The following is a 12,099-nucleotide window of genomic DNA, read 5'->3' on the forward strand; positions in this document are numbered from 1 at the left end:
GGGAAGAGTACTTTTGGTATCAACAGGCATATTAGTAGGCACATCCAGCATTTCCTGTCCTAATATTGGTTTGGAAACATCAAAAGCGAGTGCAGCGATCGTAAATATTAAAACGAAGTATCAAACGACAGCAAATCTAAATTTAAGGCAGGGTGCAGGTACAACCTATAAGTCAATTTTGACTATTCCAAAAGGAAAAGTAATTACTGCCACTCAAAGAAATGGTAATTGGTACAAAGTCACTTATAGTTCAAAAACTGGCTGGGTAAGTGGTACTTATTTAAAGGAATACTATAAATATACTACTCAAGCGACTGCTTATTATTTTACAAATAAAACTACTAAGCTATATCCAACACCTGATACAAAAAAAGCTGCAGTATATTCTGTAGTTGTTAATAATGGATTTTCTAGTACTCAAAACGTTGTAAATAGCATTGGCCAAACTTGGTTCCGCGTTAGTTATAATGGCAAAACATTGTATGTAAATAGCGCAGATGTTACGAAAAGTGCTGTAGCTACATTTGCCCAAACAAAATATAAAGCAATTAAAAATACAAGTTTATATCAAACATATGGTGTATCGTCTAAAGTTCTATCAAGTATTCCAAGTGGTACGGTCATTTCATCATCAAAACGTGTTGGTAACTGGTATAACGTCACGCTTAATGGTAAAACAGGATATGTTTATATTAATAACTTTACCAAAGTAAATGAAATAAAATATGAAACAACAAGTACTGCATATTATTTTACGAAAGCAGTCACTAACTTATACGCAACTCCAGATGCGACAAAACCCGTAGTCACTACAGTTAGTGGAGATAATGGCTTTGCTTCAACTCAAAAAGCGACTGATTTGGTAGGGAAGATATGGTATCGAATTAATTATAATGGACAAAATCTTTATGTTAAGAGTGAAGATGTAACTGCAAATAGCTTCACAACATTTACTACTACTAATTATAAAGCGCTTAATGCAACTTATTTATATCAATCGTTCGGCAGTGCATCAAAACAGCTTACTCAAATTCCAAAAGACACAGTTATCCCGATTAGCAAAAAAATTGGTAATTGGTATAGTGTGTCTTATAACGGTGTAAATGGATATGTAAGAGCAGTAGATTTCGGAAAAAGTGATGTCGTAACGATCACTAATATAACAGATACGACATATATTACGACTTCAGAATTAAATTTACGTCAAACGTATGATGCATCTTCAACATTGCTTACTGTAATTCCGGTTAATATGGTTTTAATTGCGACTGATAAAACTTCTAACAATTGGTATAAGGTTAGTTACAATGGGAAAACGGGATATGTATCAGGATCCTATATCAAACAAGTAAAAACTGGTGATCCAATGACATCAAGAGATAGCTACCAGTTTATCGATCTGCGTACACCTTCGACTGTAACTGCTACGCAAATTAATAATTATATAGCTAGTAATGTGAATAGTGGAGTTAAGAGTATTCTGACTGGTCAAGGACAATTATTTGTTGATGCTGGAAATAAATATGGTGTAAATGCACTTTATTTAGCAGCACATGCCATTCATGAAAGTGGATTTGGTACTTCTCTAATTTCATTAGGAAAAAATAACTTATTTGGCTTTGGTTCATATGATGCAACGCCATATATAGCATCATACAAATTTATGAGTGTAAAAGAAAATGTAGAGTATATTGCACGCTCAATGAAATCTACTTATTTAAATCCAAGTAACTGGAAATATCATGGTGCATATCTTGGTTTTAGTACAAAAGATATGAGTAATGTAAGAATAGATGCAGCGAGTGAAGGGATGAATTTTTATTACGCAACTGATCCAAACTGGGGTAAATTGATTGCTCAACATATGCAAAAAATTCTTCCATTTGATAAAGCCTACTATGATAAAGCTCAACCGAATACTACGATTCCAGGCAGTCCATCTACTCCTGTTGGTAGTGATGTATTCCCAGCTAATATCCAAGCGGTTGCAAAAGGAAGCATCGATCTATACACTGCAAAGGGAGATACGGCTAAAGTGAAATCGATAACAGCTGGTACCGCCTTCCTTCTTCTTGAAAAAACAAATGATTATTGGATTAAATTATCAATTGGTGGGAACGTTTTTTGGACAAATAGTATCAAGTTAAATGCCTATAGCCAAACTTTATCTGTTAAAAACTTAGGTAGAATAACAACAGATGGTTTAAACGTGCGCTCAGCTGCAACTACAGCTGAAAACAATGTAATTGGTACGTTAAACCTTAATAATTACGTAAGTATTGTTACAAATACAGATGGTACTTTAACAATGGATAGTACAAAAAAATGGTATAAAATCCAACTAGCGAATGGAAGCTTTGGATGGGTATCTTCAAGTTATGTTAAACAAGAATTAAAATAAAAAAAGTGACTCTTCGTGAGTCACTTTTTTACTAGTTTAATTGAGTAACAATTTTAAAGATAAATATGTTTATATGATACAATGAAAGATAGAAAATTATTTAAGTAGATTAGGGAGGAGTGAAAGTTTGAAATCAAAAATATTAAAAGTAGGTTTATTAACGACACTTTCTATTGGTTTGCTTGCAGGAAAAGCATCAGCAGCAACAGATTGGTCTGCAAAATGTTTGCCAATGGGCGAAATTAAGCCAAAGGAAAATCCATCTAATCAACAAATTAACTGTTTATTAACGAATGCAGCATTAAGTAAGAATATACCACCTGAGGTTGTAAAATCAATTGCAATGAAAGAATCATCTTGGAGACAATTTGATGAAAAAGGACAACCGGTTGTTTCTTTAGATAATGGATTTGGAATTATGCAAGTGACGGATTCAAACATCGATACAGAGAAATTAAAAAATGACATCGTATATAATATTGAGACTGGTGTTAATATTTTAAATCAGAAGTACGGATTATCATCATTACCAAAAATAAAAGGTGCGGGAAGAGAAATTATTGAAAACTGGTATTTTCCTGTTATGGCGTATAACGGTACAATGCCTGTGAATAGCCCGTTAAAAAGAAATGATGATCATTTAATCATAAGGAATTGGGATACTTACCAAGATAAAGTGTTTAAAATCATTGAAGACCAAAGTTTATTAGGAAGTACAAAACTTGCTCAATATCCATTTGCATATGATGATTTTACTTATGATCCCAACCTAAGTGAAAGTATAAAATTTAATAAATTGTACTATACAATGACAAGTGGATTACATGAATCTGCTTATTTATTGAAAAAAGGCGATATCGTCAAAGTTACAACGGCTGGCACAAAACTAAGATCACAACCGAATACTTCATCTTCATATACATCCCAACCTTTAAATAAGGTTTTTGTTATTGATGGAGAATTTAAATACACTGTACCAAATAGTAGCTCAAATCATTTTGTATGGTTCCCAGTAAAAACAACTGATGGAAAAACATCAGGATATATATCATCTGCATATATTGCCAAAAAGAAAGATTTTGTAGCTCCAATCGTAACTGGGGTAAAAAATAATATTTCTTATAATAAAGACGTAAAGATTACATTTGATGAAGGTACTGCTTTATTAAATGGGGCAGGATTTAAAAATGGTCAAATAGTAAGTAAACAAGGCAAATACACTTTAGTTGTGAAAGATGAAGAAAGTAACACAACTACAATCACCTTTACGATCGATAAAACAAATCCTTCAACACCCACAATGAATACTGTTTCAGATCAATCAACTACTATTACCGGAACAGCAGAAGCAGGTTCTACAGTAAGACTATATATTAATAACAAGCTTCAAAAAAGCACAACAGCTGCATCAAATAAAAGCTATAGATTTACAATTTCAAAGCAAAAAAGTGGAACGACAGTTAGTGTAACTGCTACGGATAAAGCTGGAAATGTAAGTGTAGCAAAGTCTTTAAAAGTATTAGATAAAACACCACCAGCTCTTCCGGTTGTTAATAAAGTTACTTCAAAATCAAAAACTGTAACAGGTAGTGCTGAGAAATATGCTTCAGTGAAGGTTTATCGAGAAAGTACATTAATAGGTCAAAGCTCGGTTAATTCTAGTGGTAAATTTTCTGTGTCAATAAAAGTGCAGAAAGCAAACACATATTTAAAGGTTTATGTCATAGATAAATCGGGAAACAAAAGTGTTCGTACAATTAAAGTTGTAAAATAGTTAAAAAGCAATGCGATAAGGTTTTTTCTTATTGCATTGTTTTTTTATTTTTAGAGTTTTTATTGGAAAGAGTAAATAAAGTTGTTTCAAACTCTGTATATAATTGCTTCATTTTTAATACTCGATAAATTAGTAGTTCAGGATATGTTTTACATAAAATTAATATAAGATGAATGCAATTTGTTTCTAATATGTGGATAACTTGTGAATAAAATGAATATTTATCGACAGAAAGAAAGGTTTAATATTTTTCATTTCGGAAGAATTTTGTCGTATCCTTATATTTCGTCACTACTAGCATTAATTTATAAACAAATGGATTGTGGATAAGTATTCTATGTTATCCACAAATTGTTAATAAACTACTGAAATTGTGGGTAATTTTCGGAATTTAAAATGTTTTTTACTATAACAAAAAAATTAAAGGCCTTTTCCCAATTGAGAAAAGGCCTTTGTTAAACTATTCTTATTTTTAATAAAGAGAATTCTGAACTTGTCTTATATTACTTATCGAGCACCTTCACCAGTTAAGACAACTTTAATTGTTTTAAACATAATTCGAATGTCCAATATGATTGATCGATGTTCAATATAGTGTAAATCCAAGACTAACTTCTCTTTCGGTGTTAATTCATACCCGCCATTCACTTGTGCCCAACCAGTTAACCCTGGTTTGACTGTTAAGCGATTAGTGAAGCCAGGTACTTCATGATTAAACTTAACTAAAAAAAACGCTCTTTCTGGTCTAGGACCAACAAGACTCATATCCCCACGTAATACATTGACAAACTGCGGTAATTCATCAATACGAGTTTTTCGAAGGAAGTGACCAAGTTTTGTAATGCGAGGATCATCCGTACTAGCCCATTGTGGTCCATTTATCTCTGCATCCATACGCATTGTTCTTAACTTGTAAATATTAAAAATTTTCCCATTTAATCCAACTCGTTCTTGGATGAAAAGAGCAGGACCAGGGGAATCGATTTTAATTAATGCGATAAAGAACAATACGAACGGTAAGGAAATGACAAACGCGAGCGACGCAAAGACTATATCCAATGTTCTTTTTATAAATGAATAAAAAATACTTTTCTTTTTTAATGACTCAAGTTGTTGAATAGAATATCGGCTTTCAACCTTTTGTTGAGTATTCTGTAAGGCCATTTAAACACCCCAGTTTATAATTTAGGCCCATCCTTGCAAGTGCATTGCAACATGTCCTAATGTATAACGTTTACGTTTTATAACATCATAACAATTATAAATGTTCGCAGAAAAAAATCAAATTATTTTTATGTTACAAGCTTATTACTCCACATAAAAAGTTCACAAGGGTACCTTACACTTATAGTGTGTGCAAGAATGATTTAATAATCGGCATTACAATAATTAGTAATTGATTAAAGTTTTGTCCAGCTCGACTTTTTAAGTATTATTATTTTAGCATAAAGTAAGTGGAAAAATACGTCCCGTGTAATAGCACTTTTCCAAAGAAATTAAAACCCCCATATAGATTGATTTAGCAGCTATTCTCCATACTTAAAAGTTACTGTAAGAAAATAACTAAATAAAATCTGTTATAAGAACAAAGAGGCTCTTACTACAATCTAATAACATTTAAATTTGTTTAATTTGCGTCGAGCATTAATCCTTTTTATAACCTTTGTTGTAAATGGGTATGTAATAACAATATTTTGATGATTCTCCTTATAATTTATTATGAATAAATTTAGGATTTTTATCCTTCTTTTAAATCGTAAGTATTTCTTCAAATATCAACTCCCTTTTTCGTAATTACTCAAGATTTTTTTAACACTTTAGCAAATAATTGCTGTTTTATTTGACTTTGAATTAAGTGGGCGCAATTTATACTTTATATAGTCTTATAAAGGAATATATATAATATTCAGAGTGGAGTGTCGCTTTTTCATCACTTTGATTGTAAATAAAATACCCTTATTAATTGCATTTTTAATTACCGCATTATTAAACTTATTACCGCAGAAGAAATATGATTCTAATATTTTTGATCATTTAGTATAATCTTCTTCCTCAAATAAGGCGTAAGCAGAATAATCTTTTGTATAAAACTTTAATTATTAAATTAAAAAACAAATAAATTTTAGTGGGGACATGACTGGATATGACTAAAGATAAAATGGATTTATCATTTAGTTTTCAAATTGTTAAATTTAATTTGTATTTAGTAGAAATCTCTTGATGTGGAATTAGTAATTGAAATAAATTTTTTATGCAGAGTGGATAGAAAGTTTGATATTCGTATGAATGATTAGAACATATTGGCTGATCATCCTGTAGTTGCTTAAAGTCTCCAACTAGATTATTAAGCATTATTACTAATGTTACTGTATAAAATCTTGTCAGTAAATACTTACTTTTGAAGAATGTTAGTGTTTTTTAAGGAATGGAATGAATAATTGTAGTAATATATTGAAGTGAGTCGAAATTTTGTTTAATTTAGTCGAAAGGTTAGGTGTTAAATGCTAGCGAATTATTTCACTGTTTGTGGCTTTGGTAGTCATGAGATTGAGATTGAAAAATCGAAATTTATTTGTTACATAAATGAAGCGAAAACTGAAGCTGATGCGCAACGATTCATCTCAGAAATTAAAAAAAAGCATTTTGATGCATCTCATAATTGCTCAGCTTATTTAATCGGTGAAAATGATGAAATTCAAAAAGCCAATGATGATGGTGAACCGAGTGGTACGGCTGGGGTTCCAATGTTAGAAGTTTTGAAAAAGAGAGGGTTAAAAGATACTGTTGTTGTTGTAACAAGGTATTTTGGCGGTAAAAAGCTTGGAGCAGGAGGATTAATTCGTGCTTATGGACAGGCAGTCAGTGAAGGGTTAAACGCTGTTGGAATTGTTGAACGCTCACTAGTTAAAGTAATGAACATAAAGATTAATTATAAATTGTTAGGTAAAGTAGAGTTCGCTCTGCGGAACTCACATTATCATTTAGAAAATGTTAACCACATGGAAGAAGTAAGCTTTGAACTTTGGATTAAGATTGATGAAGTGGATATCTTCAAAAACTGGATGATTGAGTTAACAAATGGTAGTTGCCATATAAATGAAAGTATTGTTAAATACATGTAGTAGTTTAGCTTTTTAAATAGTAAATTTTTGACTAATTTCAAATAGAACAATCATACTAACTTTAAAGGAGGTCTCTTCGAACATATGAATCAGAATCATTCTCGAAAAATGGCCAAGAAAAGAAGAAAGAAAAAGAGAGGCTTAATTGCTAGGGTATTATTACTTATCATTTTAGTAGCCTTAGTTTTTGTAGGATATAAAGGCGTTAAAACATATCTTGAATTAAATAAAGCAACAAAAGGAGAAGACATTTCTTCAAACTTAAGAAATGAAAAAGTTGCAATATCAAAAGATCCAATATCAATTCTCTTCTTAGGAATTGAGAACTATTCAACTGGTGGAAAGGGTGGACGAACTGACTCGATGATCCTTGCTACTTTTAATCCAAAAGAGGAGACAATTAAAACAATGAGTATTCCTCGTGATACATATGTAAGTATCCCAGGACATGCAGAAAAAACTAAAATAAACCATGCATATTCATATGGTGGTTTACAATTAACAGTTGATACAGTTGAGCAATTCTTAAATGTACCAATTGATTATTATGTTACAGTCGACTTTAATGGCTTTAAAAACATAGTTGACGCAGTTGGTGGAATAGATGTTGATGTACCTTTTGACTTCTGGGAAAATACAGATACTACACCAAGGAAAAAGGTTTACTTTACAAAAGGTATGATGCATTTAAATGGACAACAAGCATTAGCATATTCTCGTATGCGTAAACGTGATCCTCGTGGTGATTTTGGACGTGAAGAAAGACAACAACAAGTAATTAAAGCGATCTTAAATGAAATTAAATCACCTGAAACAATCATGAAAATGGATCAATACGCGAAAGTGTTCAGTAAAAATATTAGTACGAATATGAAAATGAGCGGTGGTATTTCACTTGCGAAGCATTTACCTAATATCACTGAAAATGACTTAGAAACAATAAAATTAAAAGGTCATGATGATACGATTAACGGTATTTACTATTATGTTCCTGAAGAGGAAAGTGTAAGTGAAATTACTAACAAATTCCGAGTACACTTAGGTTTGGAAAAACCACATGCAACTAATACAACTAATAAAATTAATTCAGATAGTAGTTCTGAAAATGAAAATAGTACCAATCAATAAATAGGCAAAAAGCTGATTCTTTTACAGGAATCAGCTTTTTTATTGGGTCAATCGTAATATATTTGTAATACTTGTTAACATTGTGTTAAGGATGTTATAGAAGGGTATGTATTTTTTAAAACTTATAATAAAATACCAATATATATTGGTAATATAAGGTTTGAATCGGAAAATATTAAAATTTTTGCTTATTTCAAATTTTTGTACAATTATAATCCTAATTACATTATAATATTAGATATATATAAATTTATTAGTCATTTAGTAATAGGCTAATGGGGGAAAAGGTGAATGACAGCTAGGAAAATGGACAATCAGACACTAGACGAAATCATGGATACTATGCTCTCATCTGTTATAGATAGTAAGTCCCATGTGTTTGGAATTGTTGAAGATACTCGCTCAGAATACGAGAAATTAAGAGTAGAGCTTGAAGAAGTGAAATTACAAGTAGTGGAGAAGATTGAAAATACGGTTAGATTAGATTTATTAGCCCGAGCGGCACGTCAAAAATTAACTGAAGTAGATGGGGATTATAATAGGTATACTGAATCGCAAGTAAAGGCAGTATATGAAACTGCCCAAAATATTCAGGAACAGCATTTTCTTTCATTAAAGGAAGAAAAAGTTTTAAATCATCGTAGAAAAGAATTAGAAAATAGACTTCAGACTTTGTTAGAGAAACTACAAAAAGCCGAATTATTAGTTGCCCGTATTTCAATTGTTTTAAACTACCTTAATACAGACTTTAACCAAGTTAGTCATTTACTTGAAGATGCAAAACAAAAACAAGAATTCGGATTTCAACTGATACAAGCTCAGGAAGAGGAGCGTATAAAGTTATCACGCGAAATACATGACGGACCTGCCCAAACGTTGGCCAGTATATTAATGCAGTCAGACTTTTTAATTAAAACATATCGCCAAAGACCAGAAGAAGATGCAAGAAAAGAATTAGGTGATATAAAGGAACAAGTCCGTTGTGCATTAGGGGAAGTTAGAAGGATTATATACGATCTACGCCCAATGGCATTAGATGATTTAGGTTTAGTTCCAGCTCTTAATAAATATTTAAAATCGCTTGAGTCGTATAAGCATATTGAAATTAAATTTGAATATTGCGGTCAAAGCAAAAAAAGACTTAATTCAAAAATAGAAGTTGCGATTTTTCGGATCATCCAAGAAGCAGTTCAAAACGCGTGTAAGCATGCCGACCCATCAACAATCTTTGTAAGATTAGAGTTTTTAAGAAATAAAATTAATGTTTACGTTCAGGATGATGGAGTTGGTTTTCCTGTTGGAGAAGGCCAAAGTGAAAACTCATTTGGATTAATAGGAATGAAAGAACGCGTTGAATTATTGAATGGAGATTTTATAATCGAATCTATACTAGACGTTGGTACGACAATTAGAATCACTTTAGATGTAGAAATAGAGAATGAACTAGAAATGGCATTTCAAAATGAAACGTCTGAAAATTTCTAAAAGTAAAATTTTATTTCATATTTTGGGAGATTTGCGTCGAAACCATTAAAAAAATATGTTAAAATATACTATAATTTAGAAAAAAATACCAATTTCTACAAATTTCGATAGATTAGCAAACTAGATCAAATAAACAGAGGAGTAATGAAATGAAAACTAGAATTGCAATTGTAGATGATCATAAACTGTTTCGTGAAGGAATTAAGAGAATCCTAGATTTTGAAGAGAGTTTTGATGTTGTTGCTGAAGGTTCAGACGGTACAGAGGTCGTAAACATCATGGATCAACATCAAGTAGATATATTTATTGTTGATATAAACATGCCAACAATGAACGGGGTAACTGCTACAAAAGCATTACTAGAAAAATATCCTGATGCAAAAGTAATTATTTTGTCAATTCATGATGATGAATCATATGTAACTCATGTCCTAAAAGTGGGTGCAAGAGGCTATTTATTAAAAGAAATGGACTCAGATACACTAATTGAAGCGATTAAAGTCGTTACAAAAGGTGGATGTTATTTACACCCGAAGATTACCCACAACTTAGTAGAAGAATTTAGAAGATTATCACTTAAAGAACAATTATTTAAATCTCGTGAAGTAGAAGTGCGCCGTCCATTACATTTACTTACTAGAAGAGAATGTGAAGTACTTCAAATGTTAGCAGATGGTAAAAGTAACCGTGCTATTGGTGAAGCTCTCTTCATTAGTGAAAAAACTGTCAAAAACCATGTAAGTAATATTTTGCAAAAGCTCGAAGTAAATGACCGTACTCATGCTGTAGTAACGGCAATTCGTAACGCATGGGTAGAAGTGAAATAGTTGGATGCCAAAAACAGAGTATCGGATGATCGGTACTCTGTTTTAGTTTGTAGACAATGATAATAAATTTAATTTTTCACTTTAGTCTACATAGAATCAATAAAATGCCCAATTTTTCTTTTCAATAAATAGGCTTTTAAGTATAATAAGTCTTTCTAAGTCTAACTGAATTGTCGAATTGGCTCAGAGTAAAGAGAATGAAATACAATGATTTTACTTAATTAGTTGTGTAAAATTAAACCAATAAATACATAGTTAAACGTTACTATATATATATAAGAAAGGATATGACAATGAGAACTGCAATTGTTACAGATAGTACATCTTATATCCCTAAGGAAGTAAGAGATTCTTTAGATATACATATGTTGCCTCTTAATGTAATCTTCGGAGATGCGTCCTACCAAGAAGAAGTTGAAATTACAGCTGAACAATTTTTCCTCAAGGTCCGTGAACAAAAGGAGCTTCCAAAAACTTCACAGCCTGCATACGGCACGATTATTGAAAAATTTGAACAGCTATCAAAAGAATATGAGGCTGTTGTTGTAATCACTTTATCAAGTGGAATTAGTGGAACATATCAAAGTATTGTATCAGCTGGTTCAATGATTGATAACTTAGAAGTAGTCGCTTATGATTCAGAAATTAGTTGCATGGTCCAAGGGTTTTATATCATTGAAGCTGCAGAAATGGCAAAGAAAGGTGCTGGACCAACTGAAATTATTGAGCGTTTAGATGAAATAAAACAATCTGCAAATGCTTATTTCATGGTTTTTGATTTAGATCACCTACAACGCGGTGGAAGACTTTCAAGTGCACAAGCATTTGTAGGAAGTTTGCTACAAGTAAAACCAATTCTAACATTTGTAGACAAACAAATTGTAGCCTTTGAAAAAATCCGAACCGAAAAAAAGGCAATGAAGCGAATTACAGATTTATTTGGCGAAGTTGCATCAAAAGGCGAAAAAATGAAAGCAGTCGTTATTCACTCAAATCGTGAAGAAGATGCAAAAAAGCTAGCCCAACAACTTAGTGAAACATATCCGAATGTTGAATTAGAAACTTCATATTTTGGCCCAGTAATTGGAACGCATCTTGGTGAAGGTGCTTTAGGATTGGGTTGGTATATTATTTGAATAGTAGCTCCTTTAATTAGGGGCTTTTTTGTGTTTTTGTGTAGTGAAAATTTGTTATTTTAAATAGAATCTAGTTATCCCATTAAAAATAGAAAGAATCGCTAATATTTTGGTGTGCTTAGCAAACGTTAATGACACAAATTATTTATATTGCTGACAACAAATTTTCACTAGTGTACATGTTATTAGTGACTGATTGAATGTAATATTGAAAGATGCCCACATA

8 protein-coding genes are annotated in these 12,099 nt (G+C 31.7%); 7 read left to right on the top strand and 1 reads right to left on the bottom strand.

Going from position 1 to position 12,099, the window contains the following annotated elements; genetic code table 11:
• The first annotated feature begins 13 nt into the window (after positions 1–13).
• Positions 14–2,401: an SH3 domain-containing protein gene (locus EP747_RS10175; RefSeq protein WP_165346975.1), complete on the top strand. Its 2,388-nt coding sequence runs from the start codon at positions 14–16 to the stop codon at positions 2,399–2,401.
• A gap of 127 nt (positions 2,402–2,528) precedes the next feature.
• Positions 2,529–4,175 carry an Ig-like domain-containing protein gene (locus EP747_RS24215; RefSeq protein ID WP_165346977.1) on the top strand — a complete coding sequence of 549 codons (1,647 nt, stop codon included), beginning with the start codon at positions 2,529–2,531 and terminating at the stop codon, positions 4,173–4,175.
• A 507-nt stretch (positions 4,176–4,682) separates the two neighbouring features.
• On the opposite strand, the gene EP747_RS10185 is transcribed toward EP747_RS24215, so the two are convergent.
• Positions 4,683–5,339 carry a sugar transferase gene (locus EP747_RS10185; RefSeq protein ID WP_056469505.1) on the bottom strand — a complete coding sequence of 219 codons (657 nt, stop codon included), beginning with the start codon at positions 5,337–5,339 and terminating at the stop codon, positions 4,683–4,685.
• A gap of 1,337 nt (positions 5,340–6,676) precedes the next feature.
• Here EP747_RS10185 and EP747_RS10190 point away from each other — a divergent pair.
• The 5 genes from EP747_RS10190 to EP747_RS10210 all read left to right on the top strand — a co-directional run bounded on the left by EP747_RS10190 (position 6,677) and on the right by EP747_RS10210 (position 11,873).
• Positions 6,677–7,297, top strand: coding sequence for a YigZ family protein (locus tag EP747_RS10190; RefSeq protein WP_129689767.1), 621 nt, complete (start codon positions 6,677–6,679; stop codon positions 7,295–7,297).
• 84 nt (positions 7,298–7,381) lie between these two features.
• On the top strand, positions 7,382–8,425 hold the full coding sequence (locus EP747_RS10195) for an LCP family protein (RefSeq protein WP_129689768.1): 1,044 nt from the start codon (positions 7,382–7,384) through the stop codon (positions 8,423–8,425).
• 291 nt (positions 8,426–8,716) lie between these two features.
• Complete coding sequence (locus EP747_RS10200) at positions 8,717–9,910, top strand: sensor histidine kinase (RefSeq protein WP_129689769.1); 1,194 nt, start codon at positions 8,717–8,719, stop codon at positions 9,908–9,910.
• Positions 9,911–10,059: 149 nt separating this feature from the next.
• Complete coding sequence (locus EP747_RS10205; RefSeq protein ID WP_129689770.1) at positions 10,060–10,737, top strand: response regulator; 678 nt, start codon at positions 10,060–10,062, stop codon at positions 10,735–10,737.
• 293 nt (positions 10,738–11,030) lie between these two features.
• Positions 11,031–11,873, top strand: a complete 843-nt coding sequence (locus EP747_RS10210) for a DegV family protein (RefSeq protein ID WP_129689771.1) — start codon at positions 11,031–11,033, stop codon at positions 11,871–11,873.
• The last annotated feature ends 226 nt before the right edge of the window (positions 11,874–12,099 follow it).

Origin of the sequence: Gottfriedia acidiceleris (genome assembly GCF_004138285.1) — a bacterium.
GTDB classification, from domain to species: Bacteria; Bacillota; Bacilli; order Bacillales; family Bacillaceae_G; genus Gottfriedia; species Gottfriedia acidiceleris_A.

Coding starts and splice junctions, on each gene's coding strand:
- EP747_RS10185 (WP_056469505.1), bottom strand. CDS start 5,339: ATGGCCTTACAGAATACTCAACAAAAGGTTGAAAGCCGATATTCTATT.
- EP747_RS10190 (WP_129689767.1), top strand. CDS start 6,677: ATGCTAGCGAATTATTTCACTGTTTGTGGCTTTGGTAGTCATGAGATT.
- EP747_RS10195 (WP_129689768.1), top strand. CDS start 7,382: ATGAATCAGAATCATTCTCGAAAAATGGCCAAGAAAAGAAGAAAGAAA.
- EP747_RS10200 (WP_129689769.1), top strand. CDS start 8,717: ATGACAGCTAGGAAAATGGACAATCAGACACTAGACGAAATCATGGAT.
- EP747_RS10205 (WP_129689770.1), top strand. CDS start 10,060: ATGAAAACTAGAATTGCAATTGTAGATGATCATAAACTGTTTCGTGAA.
- EP747_RS10210 (WP_129689771.1), top strand. CDS start 11,031: ATGAGAACTGCAATTGTTACAGATAGTACATCTTATATCCCTAAGGAA.